General features: G+C 63.2%; 17 protein-coding genes. 10 read left to right on the forward strand and 7 right to left on the reverse strand.

From position 1 onward, the window contains the following. Together AXW83_RS00790 and AXW83_RS00795 are read right to left on the reverse strand one after the other, a co-directional pair. The gene (locus AXW83_RS00790; protein ID WP_066619586.1) at positions 1–1,323 is read right to left on the reverse strand and encodes a dicarboxylate/amino acid:cation symporter; all 1,323 of its coding nucleotides are present in this window, start codon (positions 1,321–1,323) and stop codon (positions 1–3) included. 71 nt (positions 1,324–1,394) lie between these two features. After that, positions 1,395–2,102, reverse strand: a complete 708-nt coding sequence (locus AXW83_RS00795) for a GntR family transcriptional regulator (protein ID WP_066609789.1) — start codon at positions 2,100–2,102, stop codon at positions 1,395–1,397. Positions 2,103–2,360: 258 nt separating this feature from the next. Here AXW83_RS00795 and rpmI point away from each other — a divergent pair, with 258 nt between their 5' ends. From rpmI to AXW83_RS00810, 3 genes are all read left to right on the forward strand, one after another. Next, a complete protein-coding gene (rpmI, locus tag AXW83_RS00800) occupies positions 2,361–2,561 on the forward strand; it encodes a 50S ribosomal protein L35 (protein ID WP_066609790.1) in 201 nt (66 codons plus the stop codon). Between the two features lie 28 nt (positions 2,562–2,589). Then, complete coding sequence (gene rplT, locus AXW83_RS00805) at positions 2,590–2,979, forward strand: 50S ribosomal protein L20 (protein WP_066609791.1); 390 nt, start codon at positions 2,590–2,592, stop codon at positions 2,977–2,979. Positions 2,980–3,269: 290 nt separating this feature from the next. After that, a complete protein-coding gene (locus AXW83_RS00810; protein WP_066619587.1) occupies positions 3,270–4,637 on the forward strand; it encodes a M20/M25/M40 family metallo-hydrolase in 1,368 nt (455 codons plus the stop codon). A gap of 75 nt (positions 4,638–4,712) precedes the next feature. Here AXW83_RS00810 and AXW83_RS00815 read toward each other — a convergent pair whose 3' ends face one another. Genes AXW83_RS00815 through AXW83_RS00830 form a run of 4 tightly spaced genes read right to left on the reverse strand, consistent with a single transcriptional unit; the run spans position 4,713 to position 7,103 of the window. Beyond that, on the reverse strand, positions 4,713–5,474 hold the full coding sequence (locus tag AXW83_RS00815; RefSeq protein WP_066609793.1) for an LOG family protein: 762 nt from the start codon (positions 5,472–5,474) through the stop codon (positions 4,713–4,715). Between the two features lie 55 nt (positions 5,475–5,529). Then, positions 5,530–6,150 carry an SCO family protein gene (locus tag AXW83_RS00820; RefSeq protein WP_168166039.1) on the reverse strand — a complete coding sequence of 207 codons (621 nt, stop codon included), beginning with the start codon at positions 6,148–6,150 and terminating at the stop codon, positions 5,530–5,532. Then, positions 6,147–6,659, reverse strand: coding sequence for a hypothetical protein (locus AXW83_RS00825; RefSeq protein WP_066609796.1), 513 nt, complete (start codon positions 6,657–6,659; stop codon positions 6,147–6,149). The genes AXW83_RS00820 and AXW83_RS00825 overlap by 4 nt, the downstream gene beginning before the upstream one ends. A 3-nt stretch (positions 6,660–6,662) precedes the next feature. Further along, positions 6,663–7,103 (reverse strand): hypothetical protein, encoded by a 441-nt coding sequence (locus tag AXW83_RS00830; RefSeq protein WP_066609798.1) that lies wholly within the window; start codon positions 7,101–7,103, stop codon positions 6,663–6,665. Between the two features lie 128 nt (positions 7,104–7,231). Here AXW83_RS00830 and pheS point away from each other — a divergent pair, with 128 nt between their 5' ends. From pheS to AXW83_RS00865, 7 genes are all read left to right on the forward strand, one after another. Continuing rightward, positions 7,232–8,314: a phenylalanine--tRNA ligase subunit alpha gene (gene pheS / locus AXW83_RS00835; protein ID WP_066609800.1), complete on the forward strand. Its 1,083-nt coding sequence runs from the start codon at positions 7,232–7,234 to the stop codon at positions 8,312–8,314. 28 nt (positions 8,315–8,342) lie between these two features. Beyond that, positions 8,343–9,530 (forward strand): glycosyltransferase, encoded by a 1,188-nt coding sequence (locus AXW83_RS00840; RefSeq protein ID WP_066609801.1) that lies wholly within the window; start codon positions 8,343–8,345, stop codon positions 9,528–9,530. After that, positions 9,527–11,950 (forward strand): phenylalanine--tRNA ligase subunit beta, encoded by a 2,424-nt coding sequence (gene pheT, locus AXW83_RS00845; RefSeq protein ID WP_066609802.1) that lies wholly within the window; start codon positions 9,527–9,529, stop codon positions 11,948–11,950. Before AXW83_RS00840 ends, pheT begins: the two co-directional genes overlap by 4 nt. A 563-nt stretch (positions 11,951–12,513) precedes the next feature. After that, the gene (locus AXW83_RS00850; protein ID WP_066609804.1) at positions 12,514–14,211 is read left to right on the forward strand and encodes an FAD-dependent oxidoreductase; all 1,698 of its coding nucleotides are present in this window, start codon (positions 12,514–12,516) and stop codon (positions 14,209–14,211) included. A 130-nt stretch (positions 14,212–14,341) separates the two neighbouring features. Further along, positions 14,342–15,253 carry an alpha/beta fold hydrolase gene (locus tag AXW83_RS00855; RefSeq protein WP_082766875.1) on the forward strand — a complete coding sequence of 304 codons (912 nt, stop codon included), beginning with the start codon at positions 14,342–14,344 and terminating at the stop codon, positions 15,251–15,253. Further along, the gene (locus AXW83_RS00860; protein WP_066609806.1) at positions 15,250–16,329 is read left to right on the forward strand and encodes a tartrate dehydrogenase; all 1,080 of its coding nucleotides are present in this window, start codon (positions 15,250–15,252) and stop codon (positions 16,327–16,329) included. Before AXW83_RS00855 ends, AXW83_RS00860 begins: the two co-directional genes overlap by 4 nt. A 148-nt stretch (positions 16,330–16,477) precedes the next feature. After that, positions 16,478–17,218 (forward strand): TerC family protein, encoded by a 741-nt coding sequence (locus AXW83_RS00865; protein WP_066609808.1) that lies wholly within the window; start codon positions 16,478–16,480, stop codon positions 17,216–17,218. Between the two features lie 3 nt (positions 17,219–17,221). On the opposite strand, the gene AXW83_RS00870 is transcribed toward AXW83_RS00865, so the two are convergent. Further along, positions 17,222–17,839, reverse strand: a complete 618-nt coding sequence (locus tag AXW83_RS00870; protein ID WP_066609810.1) for a 4'-phosphopantetheinyl transferase family protein — start codon at positions 17,837–17,839, stop codon at positions 17,222–17,224. Between the last annotated feature and the right edge of the window lie 56 nt (positions 17,840–17,895).

The following is a 17,895-nucleotide window of genomic DNA, read 5'->3' on the forward strand; positions in this document are numbered from 1 at the left end:
TCACCCTGCCGTCACATCGACCAGGGCAGGGGTGTTCAACACCTTTTCTGCCTGAACGCGATCGAGATCGCCTTCCCAGGCCGCGATCACGGCCGTCGCCACGCAATTGCCGATGAGATTACCGGCCGCGCGCGCCATTCCGATGAACCAGTCCACCGAAAGAACCAGAACGAGGCCGATGGCGGGAATCGAGGGCACGGCATTGAGCGTCGCCGCGAGAATGACGATCGCGGAGCCGGGAACGCCATGGGCGCCCTTGGAGGTCAGCAGGGAGATGCCGAGCACCAGCATCAGGTCGCCGATGGAGAGCGGCGTATTGGTCGCCTGGGCAATGAAGACCACGGCGAGCGTCAGGTAGATCGAGAATGCATCGAGATTGAACGAGTAGCCGGTGGGGACGACCAGGCCCACGACCGACTTCTTGATGCCCATATGCTCGAGCTTGCGCATGATCTGAGGCAGCACCGAGTCCGACGAGGCGGTGGCGAGCACGATCGTCAGTTCCTCGCGGAGATAGGCCAGGAACTTGAAGATGTTGAGGCCGGCCATCCGCATGACGAAACCGAGGATGACGACGACGAACATGGCCACCGCCACATAAAACAGCGCGACCAGCGACAGAAGCTGCTGGAGCGAGCCCACGCCGTAACGTCCGACCGTGTAGGCGACGGCGCCGAGCACGCCGAGCGGAGCGACCCGCACGATCAAGCCCATCGCCTTGAATAGCACGGCGGCGACCGCGTCGATGAAGGACGTGACCTTCTCGCCCTTTTCGCCGACCAGAGCGAGACTGACGCCGAAGATGATGGCGAAGAAGAGCACCTGCAGCACGTCGTTGCGGGCCAGCGAATCGATCGAGGTCGTCGGGATGATGTTGAGGATGAAGCTGCCGATGCCCTCGCCCTGGAGCTTGTGCGCATTGGCGGCATAGGTGTTGATGGCGCCGGCATCGAGCTTGGTCGGATCGATGTTCATGCCGTGGCCGGGGCCGAAGACGTAAGCCAGCACGACGCCGAGTGCCAGGGCGATCGTCGTCATGATCTCGAAATAGATCAGCGCCTTGATGCCGACGCGCCCGACCTTTTTCAGATCGCCCGCGCCTGCGATGCCATGAACGACGACGCAAAAGACGATCGGGGCGACGATCATCGAGATCAGTTTCAGGAATCCGTCGCTGAGCACCTTCAGCTGCACGGCAAAGGTCGGCGCGGCCATGCCCAAAACGATACCCAGGACCAGCGCGGCAAGAACCTGGGCGAAGAGCGATTTATAGATCGGAGTCGATGCGCTCGGTAGCGGAGCGGCGAGGGCTTCGGCGGTCATCATGCAATTCCTTCTGGTGAAACAGGTGACGGAATGCTCTCGGAGGTTTCCCTAGCCCTCGTGCTCTTTTGCTATGGCTTTCGCGGCGGGTCGGTCGGCCCGCTCTTCTGGATGGTCAGCTGCAGCGCGTGGCGCAGATCGAGGAGTGGATCGGTGTCGATGCGTTTGGTCAGCCCCGCCTCGACATTGCCGATATGGTCGATCATCAGCTCGGCGGCGCGCTTGAGGTCGCCGCTGGCGAGCACCTCGGTGATGTGCTCGTGCTCGTCGCAGGATTCAGTCGCGTCGTGGTCCGACTGGTAGAGCGCGGAAATCAGGACGGTCCGCGCAGTCAGGTCGCGCAGGATGTCGGCGAGGATGCGGTTTCCGAAGGCCTCGACGAGGCAGACATGGAAATCGCCGAGAAGATAGCTGCGCGCACCCGCATCGTTGCTGGCGATCGCCTCGCGCTCGCGGGCAATGTGGTCCTTCAGCTTGGCGATGACGGTCGGTTCAACCGTCTCGATGGTCCGCAGGATGCCCATTTCAATGGCGCGGCGTGCCTGGAAAGCTTCCTGCGCTTCCTCGAGAGAGGGCTCGATGACGAACCAGCCCCGGCGTGGACTGACCTGGACGATCCCGCGTGTTTCGAGCCGGATCAGCGCTTCCCTTACGGATGTCCGCGAGACCCCGAACAATGTAGCCAGCGCCTGCTCGCCGAGCCGCGTCCCCGCACGGATTCTCCCGGCGAGGATCGCATCGACGATGATGCGATCGATGGGCAGCGAAACCGGATCCATGTTGTCCTGCTTATCAATCTTGTATGCAAGCTTGATAAGCAATGAGTGTGCCAGACGCCGACGGCATCCCTGGCAGCCTGTCTTGCTGAGGCAGGAGCTTCACTCTCGACGCTCCCTTGCCTCCCCGCAGCTTTTCTGTCATACGCGCGTCCTTCGATCGCCCGGCTGATAAGGGCTGCCGTGGCGGTCGATCTTTGCTTCCAGCAAGCAAACATGAAGCGGCGCCGTTTGCGCGCTCGCGACCTATGAGGAGCGGAAATGCCCAAGATCAAGACGAAGTCGAGCGCCAAGAAGCGCTTTAAGATCACCGGAACCGGCAAGGTGCTCTATGCCCAGGCCGGCAAGCGTCACGGGATGATCAAGCGGACCAACAAGCAGCTCCGCAATCACCGAGGCACCAACGTTCTCTTCGAGGGCGATGCGGCCAACGTGAAGAAATACTTCCTCCCCAACGGCTGACGCCCTCTAACCTTCCGGAGATCATCACATGGCTCGCGTGAAACGGGGCGTAACGTCCCACGCAAAGCACAAGAAGACACTCAAGGCCGCCAAGGGTTTCTATGGCCGCCGCAAGAACACGATCCGCGCCGCCAAGGCCGCCGTCGATCGTTCGATGCAATATGCCTATCGCGACCGCAAGAACCGGAAGCGCTCGTTCCGCGCGCTCTGGATCCAGCGCCTCAACGGCGCGGTGCGGGAGCATGGTCTGGTCTACTCGATGTTCATCAACGGCCTGACCAAGGCCGGCATCGAGCTCGACCGCAAGACCCTGTCGGCCATGGCGATCGACGATGCGGCCTCGTTCACGGCCGTCGTCGAGCAGGTCAAGGCCGTTCTGGCCGCCGAGCCCAACGCCGGCGAGCGCAAGGCCGCCTGAGGCTTTTGCTTCGGTTTGGACTACGGAGAAGGCCGGCAGCGATGCCGGCCTTTTTCTTTGCTCTGAGGGGTGCCTGTCGTTCCGGCGCGTGCGTAGCGATGAGCCCTGGAATGCAGGTTCGAGGGCGAGTGCAATTGCTGCTCAGCGTCGGAAGCAGACGCTGCCGAAAACGTCTTCACAGCTGACAAGCGCGAGCCTTGACCCAAGGTTTCGTTCTCTTTATGTTCTTTATTGAATGCGTGGAAACAGGCGCGATCGGCATCTGTTGTAGCGTCCGTCAGGTGAATTGCATGAACCGCGATCTTGCTTCTGTCTTCAGCTATATTGACCAAGAGCGAGACAGATCGGTCAATCGGCTCCTCGACTATCTACGTTATCCCAGCATCAGCGCTCAAAACATAGGTATCGCGGACGTCGCGGATCGATTGGTCAGCATGTTAACGGCAGTAGGATTAGAAACGCGCGCCATGAAAACGGCCGGGCATCCAATTGTCTCCGCACGCTGGACTGGGGCGTCCAACCGTCCCACCGTGCTGTTGTATGGCCACTACGACGTTCAGCCCCCAGAGCCACTAGATGCTTGGACGACGCCACCCTTCGAGCCTGCGATTCGGGCAGGGCGAATATATGCGCGGGGCGTGGCTGATAATAAAGGTCAGCACCTAGCGCAAATCCTAGCGATCGAAGGTCATCTCAAAGTACATGGTTGCCTGCCGTGCAACGTAATACTGATATTGGAAGGCGAAGAGGAAATTGGTAGCCCGCATATTGCAGAGTTTATGCGCGCGCATCGAGAAATGTTTGCCGCAGATTTGGCCGTGACGGCCGACGGAAGTATGCACGCTTCCGGCCGACCAAACCTTAAATTTGGCTGCCGAGGTGTGATTTCGTTCGATCTCCGGGTTCGGCACGCCAACCGAGATGTTCATTCAGGCAATTTTGGCGGTGTGGTACCAAACCCCCTTTGGACATTGGTCCAGCTTTTGACGACAATGAAGGATGCACAAGGCGAGATCACGATTGAAGGATTTCACGACGCCATAATCGTTCCCAGCGCGCAGGAGCGCGAAGCTGCCGCACGGCTACCAATCGACATGGCTGATTTCATGGATGCGCTCGGCCTCGACCGGCTCGATACGCCCATTGATCGCCCATTTTACGAGCGGTTGAGCTTTTACCCTACGTTGACGCTCAACGGAATCCACGGCGGATATGGCGGGGCTGGAACTAAGACAGTGTTGCCGCATGAGGCGACCGCAAAATGCGACGTGAGACTGGTTGCGGCACAAAACCCCGCTGATATTGCTGCAAAGATAGCGGCCCATGTCGCTCGACATGCACCTGAGGTCGAGTTCATCTGCAATGACGAAGGTATGTATCCCTCAAAGACGCCAATGAACTCTCCATTGGCTAAGCCTATTGAACGGGCAATCGCTTGCGCATACGGGACAGACCCTCTGCTCTATCCGTCAGGCTTCGGCAGTCTACCCAGCTACGTTTTCACAGACATTCTGGGCATTCCGGCGTTTGTGGTGAATTATGCTAACGCAGATTCCGCCAATCATGCGCCAAACGAGAACTTGACACTCGAATGCTTTCACAACGGTATTCGATGCAGCGCGGCGATTCTTCACGAGTTGGGACAACTCCGCTTATAAACGTCCGGTTTGGGTCGGAGGCGGAACCGAAACTGACCAGCTACCGAGCGACGCCGGTGCTTTACGAACCGGGCCTTACGTCCGCACGCTGCCCTCGGCCGCCGGCTCCCAACTATCGCCCGCTCCGGATACCAAACAATCATAGGCCTCCTCCGGCGTGTCGGCATAGCGGAACAGCGAGAGATCCTCGGCCCGGATCAGCCCGGCATCGGCCATGGTCTTGAGGTTCAGCAGACCCTTCCAGAACGCGCTGTCATAGAGCACGATCGGAACCGGGCGCATCTTGCCGGTCTGCACCAGCGTGATGATCTCGAACAATTCGTCGAGCGTGCCGAAGCCGCCGGGGAAGACCACCAGTGCCGCCGCGCGCATCGCCAGATGCATCTTGCGCATCGCGAAATAATGGAAGCGGAACGTCAGGTCCGGCGTCGACCAGGCATTGGGATCCTGCTCGTGCGGCAAGGTGATGTTGAAGCCGATCGAGAGGGCGCCGGCTTCCGCCGCGCCGCGATTGGCGGCTTCCATGATGCCGGGTCCGCCGCCCGTGGCAATGACGTGCCGGTGCTCGCCCCCGATCGTCGCCAGCGCGCCTCCTTTTTCCGAGGCGATGCGCGCGAACGCACGCGCCGCCTCGTACCAGGGATTGCCCTCGCGCACCCGCGCCGAGCCGAAGACGACGATGGTCGAGGCGATGCCGCGTGCCCGCAAATGGTCCTCGGCCTTCTGGTATTCGAGCATGAAGCGCGCGCCACGCGTCGAGTCGCCGAGGATGAAATCCGGGTCGAGCGCGGCGAGCCGGTAGGAGGGTGAGGTCTTCTGGGCGGTGTTGTCGGGCATGGCGTCGTCCTGCGAATTTGCGCCCTGAATAGCGGCGCCGGCGCGGACTGTCCCGTCAGGCGAGATATTTCCGCAGGATCGCCGCCAGCCGCCCGGCCCCCGAATTATGCGGCAGCAACGTCACGAAGCGCCCGTCCGTGCCCATCAGATAGGTCAGTGAGCCATGGTCGACGGCATACTCGCTTGCGCCGTGGTGAGGCTGCGTCAGCTTGCGCCGATGCACCTTGTAGGCTCTGGCGACCTCCGCGATCTCGGCCTCGCTGCCGGTGAGCCCGATCAGGCGCGGATGGAAGGCGGCGACATAGGCCGCCAGCACCGGTGGGGTGTCGTTGCCGGGATCAACCGTGATGAAAAGCGGGACGAGCTTGTCCGCCGCGGGGCCGACTGCATCGAGCGCCTGCGCGATCGTCGGCAGGTCGATAGGGCAGGTGTCGGTGCAGCGCGTGAAGCCGAAATAGACCAGCATGAACCGGCCTTGGAAATCTCGGTCGCTGACGCGCCTGCCGGTGTGGTCGGTCAGCGTGAACGGACCGCCGAACCGCGTGGCGAGCCGGTCGTCCATGGCGCTTGCCGGAGCGGGCGCACCATGCCCGGCATGGCTTTGAGCCGGAGCCTGCGTAGCAAAGCCGGCCGCGATGCCGCAGAGGAACGTCCTGCGGCACAACTGCAGGGTCATTTCGGCTTGATGTCCTTGCGTCCGAACGGGCCATCCTCCGCAATGATGCGGTTGGCTTCGGGATCGGCCCGCCACCATTCCTCTGCCTTGCCGTGCTGCGCCTCCCAATCGGCCTTGAAGCGCTCGGCCGGGACGAAAGGTTGCGCCGGATCACTGCGCACGCCCTGAACGAAGAACAGCGTCACCGCCGGGTTCTCGATCAGCAGGCCGTCGGCCTCGATCTCGCGACCGCAGAAGCCGGCGAGGTCCCGGATCGCCCCGGCGAAATCGACATTCGATTTTGCCACGAGCCGGAACGTGCCGTCTCCCAACACCAGGCCGAGCTGACGCTTGCCGCCGCCGCAATCGGGCGCGCAGCGCCCCTTGAGATGGCACAGCGCGTCGACGACCTTGCCCTTCAGCACCGCAGGTTCCTCATGCGGGATGTTCCAGGCCTCGGCGGCGGAGGCGGGAGCCGCCGCCAGAGCCGTGGCAACCGCAGTCGCAGCAAGGCGGTGGAACGCCATCATCGCTCAGTTCCCGAACGGCTGGATGCCGTATTCCTCATGGGTCATCGTGATGATGCCCTTGTCGTCGGCGATGCGGTCGACGAGCAGGTATTTCACCCCGTCGCGTTCGAGCAGTTCGCCGTCGACCGTGACCTCATGCGTCGCCATCCGGGCAACGCGCGGATTGGAGGCGCTGTCCTCGTCGTCGCCGATTCTGAGGATCAGATAGAGTGCGCCGTCCGCATCGCGGATACTGACCGGAATGCCGCCGAGCGCGCACCAAACCGCGCATTGATGATGCGCCGTTCCCTTGGCGAACATCAGGCCGCTGATCGTGCACCAGGTATCGCTGATCTCGCCTGTGACCGTGACGCGCCGGCCGTCCTGCGCCATGGCGGGGGCAGCGCTCGCCAGCGTGAGCGCCATGCCTGCAAGAAGCCCGCGCCATCGAGACACGATCGTCATGTCCGTCCCGCCCCTCCCGGCCTCGCAGGCCGGTTTCATCGGCAGGGCAATGCTTTGCCAGCACGTTGCCTCTAGCATCGCCGTAGACGACACCCTAGAAGATGCCTCGCAAACGGACCAGAGCAGGCATGATCGAGACCGATAACTTAAGCGCGAGCCTTCTTGCAGAGATCGCCGCCGCGACCGATGAGGCCGGGCTGGAGCGGATTCGCATCGCCGCGCTCGGCAAGACGGGCTCGATTTCCGCGCTGCTGAAGACGCTCGGCGCGATGACGCCAGACGAGCGCAAGGAGAAGGGCCCGCTGATCAACGGCCTGCGCGACCGCGTCCAGAGCGCGCTGGCGTCGCGCAAGGAGGCGCTGGGCGAGGCGGCGCTGGAGGCGAGGCTGGCGTCCGAGCGCATCGACGTGTCGCTGCCGGTGCGCGAAGGGCCGGAAGCGCGCGGCCGTATCCATCCAATCAGCCAGGTCATCGATGAGATCACCGCGATCTTTGGCGATATGGGCTTCGCCGTCGCCGAAGGTCCCGATATCGAGACCGACGATCTCAACTTCACCAAGCTGAACTTCCCCGTAGGCCATCCCGCCCGCGAGATGCACGACACGTTCTTCTTTCAGCCCGACGCCAATGGCGAGCGCAAGCTTTTGCGCACCCACACTTCGCCCGTGCAGGTCCGCACCATGATGGCGCAGGAACCTCCGATCCGGGTGATCTGCCCGGGCCGGACCTATCGGATGGACTCCGACCAGACCCACACGCCGATGTTCCACCAGGTTGAAGGCCTGGTGATCGACAAGAAGGCGCATATGGGCCATCTCAAATGGATCCTGGAGGAGTTCTGCAAGGCCTTCTTCGAGATCGACAGCGTCAAAATGCGCTTCCGGCCGTCATTCTTTCCCTTCACCGAGCCCTCAGTCGAGGTCGATATCCAGTGCTCCCGCAAGGGCGGCGAGATCCGCTTCGGCGAGGGCGATGACTGGCTCGAAATCCTCGGCTGCGGCATGGTCCACCCTAATGTCCTGCGCAATTGCGGGCTCGATCCGGAAATCTATCAGGGCTTTGCCTGGGGCATGGGCATCGACCGCATCGCCATGCTGAAATACGGCATGCCGGACCTGCGCCCCTTCTTCGAGGCAGATGTACGCTGGCTCGCGCATTACGGCTTCCGCCCGCTCGACCTGCCGACGCTGACCGGCGGTCTGTCGTCGTGACGGCGCGCGCTGAACCGGGGAGGGCGGCATGAGCCCGGCTGGATGGGCGATGCTGTTTGCGGCGCTGTTCGTCGCGACCAACCTGTTGTGCCAGGCGATCGCCTTCGTTCGGCTGCGCCGCATTGTGACGCGCTCCGCCGTACTCGATGCGCAGCCGGCTGTGACGATCGTGCGCCCGGTGCGCGGGCTCGAAGCCTTCAGCCGCGAGACGCTGACGTCTGGCCTCGTGCTCGACTATCCGGGCTACCGGACACTCTTCTGCGTCGCCGATGCCAACGACCCGATCGTTCCGCTGCTCGAGGAACTGATCGGCCTGCAGGGCGCGGAGCGCGTCGGCCTGATCACCGGCGACGTCGCCGTCAGCGCCAATCCCAAGCTCAACAATTGCGTCAAGGGCTGGGAGGCAGGGACGACCGAATGGGTCATCCTCGCCGATTCCAACGTGCTGATGCCGAAGGACTACATCCAGCGCCTGCTGGCATCGTGGCGCCCCGATTCCGGTCTGGTCTGCTCGACGCCGGTCGGCTCGCGCCCGAACGGCTTCTGGGCCGAGCTGGAATGCGCCTTCCTCAACACCTTCCAGGCGCGCTGGCAATATGCCGGCGAGGCGTGCGGATTCGGCTTCGCCCAAGGCAAGTCGATGCTCTGGAACAAGCCCTTCCTTGACGCCAATGGCGGCATCGCGGCGCTCGCAGCCGAGATCGCCGAGGACGCGGCGGCGACCAAGCTGGTGCGCCGGGCCGGCAAGCATGTCCATCTCGTCGGCCAGCCCTTCGAGCAACCTCTGGGCAAGCGCACGCTCTACGACGTCGTCCAGCGCCAGTTCCGCTGGGCGCGGCTGCGGCGCGTGACCTTCCTGCCCTTCTTCGCGCCGGAGATCCTGTCGGGGCCGCTGATCCCGGTCGTGCTGGCGCTGCTGGCTGCGCCCTGGCTCGGCCTGTCGAGCCTGTTAGCGGTCGCCTGCGTGCTGGTGCCCTGGTATTCAGCCGAACTGGCGCTGGCCTATGGCGTCGGCTGGTATGTCTCCTGGCGGATGCCGCTGGCGCTGCTGGTCCGCGACATCGTGTTCCCCGGCATCTGGGCCTATGCCTTCATTGCCGGCGAGGTCACCTGGCGCGGCAATGCCATGAAGATCAGGACGGATGGCGAGGATGAGCTGAATGCAACCGCTCCCGCCCTGTCTCATGCCAATCTGAGAAACGACGGACAGTCATGAAGTTCACTTTGTCCTGGTTGAAGACCCACCTCGACACCTCCGACTCGCTCGACAGCATCGCCGAGACGCTGACCCGCGTCGGGCTCGAGGTCGAGGACGTCGAGAACAAGGCCAAGGCGCTTTCCGCCTTCACCATCGCCTATGTCATCGAGGCGATGCAGCATCCAAACGCCGACCGCCTGCGCGTCTGCATGGTCGATACCGGCGCGGGCGAGCCGGTGCAGGTCGTCTGTGGCGCGCCCAATGCCCGTACCGGCATGAAGAGCGTCTTCTCTCCGCCCGGCACCTATATACCCGGCAAGGACATCACGCTCGGCAAGGGTGTCATCCGCGGCGTCGAATCCAACGGGATGCTCTGCTCGGCGGCGGAACTGCAGACCTCCGACGAATCCGACGGCATCATCGATCTGCCTTCCGACGCTCCGGTCGGCCAGCCCTACGCCGCCTGGCTCGGGCTCGACGATGCCACGATCGAGGTCGCGGTCACACCCAACCGGGCCGATGCGCTGGGCGTCGCCGGCATCGCGCGCGATCTCGCCGCCGCCGGCCTCGGATCGCTGAAGACGCCTCCGGCCCAGCCAGTTCGCGGCAGCTTTCCCTGCCCGGTGAGGGTGACGCTCGACTTCGTCCCCGAAGACAAGAACCTCTGCCCCGCTTTCGCCCTGCGGCTTGTCCGGGGCGTGAAGAATGGCCCGTCGCCGGAATGGCTGCAGGCACGGCTACGGGCGATCGGGCTGCGGCCGATCAATGCGCTGGTCGACATCACCAATTTCATGACCTTCGACCGTAACCGGCCGCTCCACGTCTTCGACGCGGCCAAGGTCAAGGGCGACCTGATCGTGCGCCGTGCGCGGGACGGTGAGACCATTCTTGCGCTCGACGGCAAGACCTATGCGTTGACTGACGAGCAGGTCGTCATCGCCGACGAGAACGGCGTCGAGTCGCTTGCCGGCATCATGGGCGGCGAGGCGTCCGGTTGCGACGAGGGCACGACCGACGTGCTGGTCGAGAGCGCGCTCTGGGACCCCCTCAACATCGCCCGCTCGGGTCGCGCGCTCGGCATCAATTCGGACGCGCGCTATCGTTTCGAACGCGGCATAGATCCCGATTTCTGTCGACCGGGGCTCGATCTCGCGACCGCGATGATCATCGAGCTTTGCGGCGGCGAGGCGTCCGAGATGGTGTTCGAGGGCGGACTGCCCGACAGCCCCGGCGCCATCGACTTCCCCTGGTCGGAGGTCAAGCGCCTGACCGGGATCGATCTGCCCGTCGTCGAGATGAAACTGGCGCTGACCTCCCTCGGCTTCCACGTCTCGGGCGCGGGCGACCGCGTCAAGGTCGCCCCTCCGACCTGGCGCGGCGATGTCGCCGGCAAGGCCGACCTCGTCGAGGAAATCCTGCGGATTGCCGGGCTCGACCGCGTCGTCTCGACGCCGCTGCCCCGCATCAGGGGCGAGGTCGTCAAGCCCGTGCTGACCGTGCTGCAGAAGCGCACCCGCACCGCCAAGCGCCTGCTCGCCAGCCGCGGCATGGTCGAGGCCGTGACGTGGTCCTTCATCTCGCAGGACGCGGCAAGGCTCTTCGGCGGCGGCTCGCGCAAGCTCGCGCTCGCCAACCCGATCGCGGCCGATCTTTCCGACATGCGCCCCTCGCTGCTGCCGGGGCTGATCCGCTCGGCCCAGGCCAATGCCGATAGGGGCCATGGCGATATCGCGCTGTTCGAGGTCGGGCAGATTTTCCTCAGCGACGAGCCGGAAGGCCAGATTATTGCGGCCGCCGGTCTGCGGCGCGGCTCGGCCCGGCTCGAAGGCGTCGGGCGCAATTGGGATGGTGCGACGAAGTCCGCCGACGTCATCGACGCGAAGGCCGACGTCATCGGCCTCCTCGCCGGCCTCGGCGTGCCGGTCGGTGGGCTTCAGATCGTGGCGGGCGGCCCTGCCTGGGCGCATCCCGGCCGTTCGGCCACGCTGCAGTTTGGCCCCAAGGGCGTCATCGGTGCCTTCGGCGAGGTCCACCCCCGGGTGATGAAGGCGCTCGACGTCAAGGGCCCGCTGGTCGCTTTCGAGATCCATCTCGATGCGTTGCCGCTGCCGAAATACAAGCCGACCAAGGTCAAGCCGAAACTCGCTCTGTCGGGCTTTCAGCCGGTGACGCGAGACTTCGCCTTCATCGTCGACGAGACCGTCCCGGCCGGCGACATGATCAAGGCCGCGCAGAATGCCGACCGGACGCTGATCTCGGATGTTTCCGTGTTCGATCTTTACGAGGGCCCGGGCGTCGAGGCGGGCAGGAAGTCGGTGGCACTCGCAGTGACCCTGCAGCCCGTCGAAAAGACTTTGGCTGAAGCCGAGATCGAGGCTGTCGGCGCGAAAATCGTCGCGGAGATGGCCAAGCGTTACGGCGCGACCTTGCGGGCTTAAGGGTTGTAAAAGCGCTCGTTGCAAAACGAGACTGCGCCGGCGCTTGTTTGACAATATTGGTTAGCAGTGCCGGGCAATCTCGATTGAGAAGCGCCGATTACAATTCGTTGCGCCGATGCTGAGTCGGCACTCTCTTCGGCCAATATCTTGCAAAAGTGGATCTAAATGATAATTTTATCCGCAAATAAGCTTATTTAAAGAGAATTTATACGAATATAATAATCGTTCGCGCGACAGCGCGAATCTCCAGAGGTCATTCTGAGCAAGATGAAGAATTTCTTCGAGATTCATGCTGAGAAAAATATGTACGAAAAAGGCATAAAATATATATTTATTGATATAACGAATAGTTTTAATATTATAGGATTTTAATTTACATAATGGGGAGTGTTAATTGCAAATATATTAATTAATTAAAATTTTAACTAATAAAATACATACAGATATTCCTGAATGCCCAAAAGTAAACTTTCTTGGGGATTTTGGTTTTGGCGCGTTTGACAAGCCTTCACGCCAATTTTACACCGTGGATGCAGGCATCCAAATTTCATGGATACGTCGAAATGTTCGTCAGCTCGCGCTCATTCGTAGTAAATCAACGCATTGAATGCGATGTCTGCGTCATTGGCGCGGGGCCTGTCGGCGTTGCCGTTGCCGATCGCTTGTCGCGTTCAAGCTTAAACGTCATCGTTTTGGAGAGTGGCGGTCTCGAGCAGTCTGCCGAAGCTGACGCTTTGGCCATGCCGGAGCAAAATGCGCATATCGGCAATATCGATCAATTCCAGTTTACGAGGCAGTTCGGTGGAAATGCCAATGCCTGGCTTGTCCGGACCGACACGAGTTCACGCGGCGTCCGCCTGATCAGTCCGACCGCAGGCGATATTGCGGCGCGCCCGCATATCGAAGACAGCGGTTGGCCCATCTTGCATGACGAGATGACGCCTTATGTCGATGATGCACTGTCCTATTTCGGACTCCCGCCGAACGGCTTTTCGCCTGAAGGCTGGCGGAAGGCCGATTGCGCCGATATCGAGACCGGCGATGCGCGTGTCGATACGGCGGTCTTCCAGTTTGGCGACGCCCGCGAATTCGTTATCGGGAAGAAAGAGAAGCTCGCCAAGGACGCCAATGTCCGGTTCATCCTGAATGCGACCGTCACCGATCTGGATGTCAGCGAGAGCGACGACCACGTCACGACGGTTCACTACAAATCGGCCGAGGGCGATCTGTTCAACGTCGTCGCCAGGCACGTCGTCATCGCTGCCGGCGGCATCGGGTCCGTCCAGATCCTGCTGAACTCGACGACGCGCAACCCCAACGGCATCGGCAACACATACGACAATGTCGGCCGCTATTTCATCGATCATCCGCTGATCGATGGCGGCGACCTCGTGCCCTTCGACAGGACATCGTTCGAGCGCTTCGAGTTCTACGACATGAGGCTGGTCGACGATGTCCCGATCCTGGGTCATTTCAAGATCAGCGATCAGGCTTTGGCGGCCGAGCATCTTGCCAGCATGAGCTGCATGATCTTCCCCCGCGAGGACGACTGGCGCCGCAACCAGCATCTTTCGCCCAGGCAGAACCGCGGCTTCATGGCCTCGCTGCTGTTGCGCGAGCAGATTTTGAGACGGCAGTTTCCCACGCCGCGCGAAACCTTCGATGCCATCGTCGGCATCGACGGAATCGTCAAGCGCCTGCTCGACAGCCGGCGGCGGCCGAAAGCCAATCTCGGCCGTGGCGGGTGGTCGAAGCAGCGCGAGCACTACGGCGCTTTCGATCGCTTCCATGTCCTGCAGATCGCGGAGCAGTTCCCCCACCGCGAAAACCGCGTCTATCTCTCCCAGGAGAAGGACAGGTTCGGCGTCAGGCGCGTGGCCATCGACTGGAAGTGGCATGACGATGACATCGCCGCGACCGTCGAGAGCCAGAAGGCCTTCGCCGCCATGTTCGCTTCGGCCGGGATCGGCCGTTACGAGATCAAGAGCGACAACGGCGTGCCCTCATTGGTCAGTTCGTCGACCTGCCACTACATGGGCACGGTACGGATGAGCGACGACCCCCGCAAAGGCGTCGTCGATGCGAATTGCCGCGTGCACGGCATCGACAATCTCTATGTCGCCACGAGCGGTGTCATGCCGACCGGGGGCTATGCAAACCCGACATTGCTCGCGGTCGCGTTCGGCCTGCGCGTGGTGGACCGGATCGTCCAGGCCTCGCAATCGGTCGATCTGGGCGAACAGCGCTCCGTCGCGGGGTGATCAGGCCGGCCCCCCGGGCCGGGCGCTGCCCGCATCCGGCTATTGATCAGGATTGTGTAATAATAGGCGCACGCAATCGCCGCTAATTCAGGCTATCGGCTGTTTCATTGTTGCAAATGTCGCGGCCCCTATGTCCGTCACCGAAGTGCCTGTCACCGACAGCCTGTTTCCGGGCTTCCGCTTGCTCGACGTCGCGACGTCGGGCGCGCGGATTCGCGTGCGCATCGGTGGCGAGGGGCCGCCGCTCCTTTTGCTGCATGGCTATCCGCAGACGCACGCGCTCTGGCACAAGGTCGCCGCGCGGCTGAAGGACCGCTACACCCTCGTCTGCGCCGATCTGCGCGGCTATGGCGACAGTGACAAGCCGGCGACCGACGCCGAGCATGTCCCCTATTCCAAACGCGCCATGGCGCTCGACATGGCGCAGGTCATGAGCGCGCTCGGCCACGAGCGCTTCTTCGTAGGGGCTCACGACCGCGGCGCGCGTGTTGCCCATCGCCTTGCGCTGGACCATGCCGGCCGCGTCATGCGTCTGGCGACGCTCGACATCGCTCCGACCCGCGAGATGTACGCCAACACCACGGACGCCTTCGCCCGCGCCTATTGGCACTGGTTCTTCCTGATCCAGCCCGCCCCCTTTCCAGAGCGCATGATCGCGGCCGATCCCGAGGCCTATTGGCGCAAGAAGTGCGGCTCCGGCTCGGCGGGGCTTGAGCCTTTCGCCCAGGAAGCCCTCGCCGCCTACCTGCGCTGCTTTTCCGATCCGGCGACCATTCATGGCAGCTGCGAGGACTATCGCGCCGCGGCCACGATCGACACCCGTCACGACGACGAGGATGGCGGGCGCAAGCTGACCCAGCCGCTGCTCGCGCTCTGGGGCGAGCATGGTATCATCGGCCGCTGCTTCGATCCGCTGGCGCTGTGGAGGCTGCGGGCCGAGGATGTGCGTGGACACAGCCTTCCGGGCGGACATTATCTCGCTGAAGAGGTGCCCGATCTGGTCGCGGCGGACTTTGCTGCCTTTTTTGGAGAACACGCATGACCGGGACAAATCGCGTTTACCGCATCGCCGTCATCGCTGGAGACGGCATCGGCAAGGAAGTCATGCCCGAGGGCTTGCGCGTCCTCGAAGCCGCCTCGAAGAAATACGGTTTCGAACTCAGACTCGACCAGTTCGACTTCTCCTCCTGCGACTACTACGCCAAACACGGCAAGATGCTCCCCGAGGACTGGAAGGAGCAGATCGGCGGCCATGACGCGATCTTCTTCGGGGCCGTCGGGATGCCGGCCGAGGTGCCCGACCACATCTCGCTCTGGGGCTCGCTGCTACTGTTCCGGCGCGAATTCGACCAGTACGTCAATCTGCGCCCCGTGCGGCTGATGCCCGGGGTTCCCGGCCCGCTCGTCGGCCGCAAGCCCGGCGACATCGACTTCTTCGTCGTGCGCGAGAACACCGAAGGCGAATACTCCTCCGTCGGCGGCCGGATGTATGCCGGCACGGAGCGCGAAATCGTCATCCAGGAGACGATCATGAGCCGCGTCGGCGTCGATCGCGTGTTGAAATACGCCTTCGAGCTTGCGATGCGCCGTCCGCGCAGGAAGCTGACCTCGGCGACCAAGTCGAACGGCATCTCGATCACCATGCCGTACTGGGACGAGCGGGTGAAGGAGATGGCCAGAAGCTACCCCGACGTCGCCGTCGATCAGTACCATATCGACATCCTGACCGCGCATTTCGTGCTCAATCCCGACCGGTTCGACGTCGTCGTCGCCTCGAACCTGTTCGGCGACATCCTCTCCGATCTCGGCCCGGCCTGCACTGGCACGATCGGCATCGCTCCCAGCGGCAATATCAACCCGACAGGCGACCATCCCTCGCTGTTCGAGCCGGTCCATGGTTCGGCGCCCGACATCGCTGGCCATGGCATCGCCAACCCGGTCGGCCAGATCTGGTCGGGCGCGATGATGCTCGACCATCTCGGCGAGCACGAGGCCGCCAAGGGCATCGAGACGGCCATCGAGCGCGCGCTCGGCGACGCCCGGACCCGCACGCGCGATCTCGGTGGCACGCTCGGCACGCAAGCCGCCGGCAAGGCCGTCGAGCAGGCGCTCGGCTGAGGCCGAGCGATCGGATGGAGCAGGCTGGCGCGGCCTGTTCCGGGAAGGTTGCCTATGAAGCTGGTTTTCAGCACGGGCCACTTGCCTTAAACGGCCTGATAGGGTCACAGGGGCGTAACACCCCAAGAAACGAGGGACTGACCGACCGATGGACTTCTCCTCCTCCCAATTCTGGGTTTCCTTGCTCCAGATCATCTGGATCGATCTGCTGCTCTCGGGCGACAACGCGGTCGTGATCGCGCTCGCCTGCCGCTCGCTGCCTGAAAAGCAGCGCAAGGTCGGCATCTGGCTGGGCGCGTCGGCGGCCATCGGGCTGCGCATCATCTTCGCGCTGGTGGTGACCTATCTGCTGCTGGTGCCGTATCTGAAGATCATCGGCGGCCTGCTGCTGTTCTGGATCGCCGTCAAGCTCGCCATGGGTGAAGACGAGTCCCATGCCGAGATCGACGGCGGCTCGACGCTCTGGCAGGCGGTGCGCACCATCGCCATTGCCGACGCGGTGATGAGCCTCGACAACGTCATCGCGATCGCGGCGGCCTCGCGTGGACACCCCGAACTCTTCATCTTCGGCCTGCTGCTCTCGATCCCGCTGATCATCATGGGCGCGCAGTTCCTCACCGCGATCATCACCAAGTATCCGATCCTGGTCTGGCTCGGCGCGGCCCTGCTCGGCTGGATCGCAGCCGAGATGATCCTGGGCGACATCGCCGTGCTGCAATGGCTCCAGGTCAACATGCCGACATGGGTGAAGCCGGTTCCGGCCGACGTCAGCGCCATCGGGATCGCACCCGCCAACATGCCGCACTACGTCACCTCGGTGATCGGTGCAGCCCTCGTCTGCGCCGTGGCCTATGCGCTCAAGAAGAAGCCCGCCGACCAGCCGGGCTGACCTTCAGGGTCGATCAAGCACGATCACCGCGGCGGCCAGCTCATCCTGGCCGCCGTTTCTCGTCAGGCGCCACCGTCCTGCACAATGGGCGACAGCCCGCAATGGATCGTCGACGGCGAAACAGCCGTTCGGTCGCAAGCTCACGCAGAAGCTCTCCGGGGGCCGCACGAAGCCACTGCCGAGCGCCTTGACATAGGCCTCCTTGGCGGCCCAGAGGCCGGCGAAGGCGCGTCTGCGGTCATGGGCGAGCAGGGCGCTCAGCCCCGTCCGCTCCTGCGTGTGGAGCGAGTCGAGCGGCATAGCGGCGGCGTCGTCCACCAGCTCGACATCGACGCCGACGGCCTGCTCCGCCAGCGCCACCGCGACAACGCCCGCACGCGTCGCCAGCGACAGATGCAGGCCTGTCGCCGCGGGGGCCGCCAGCAACGGCCGGCCATGCCTATCGTGGCCGATTGCGACAGCGTCTTTGCGGATGTGCAGATGCCGCGCGATCACGGACTGCGCGACTTGCCGCCGCAGAGCCGAGCGCTGGGCCAGATCGGTTGGCCGCGCGCCGGTCGTTATCAGCCAGACCGCGGGCAGGGAAGGCGCGGGCGCGTCGGGTGAATCGAGCCAGATCATCGTCCGCAGCGTAGCGGCGCGGCGGCACCTTGTCGCTGTCCTGCGCGAGGCTCATG

The organism is Bosea sp. PAMC 26642 (assembly GCF_001562255.1).
Lineage (GTDB): Bacteria > Pseudomonadota > Alphaproteobacteria > Rhizobiales > Beijerinckiaceae > Allobosea.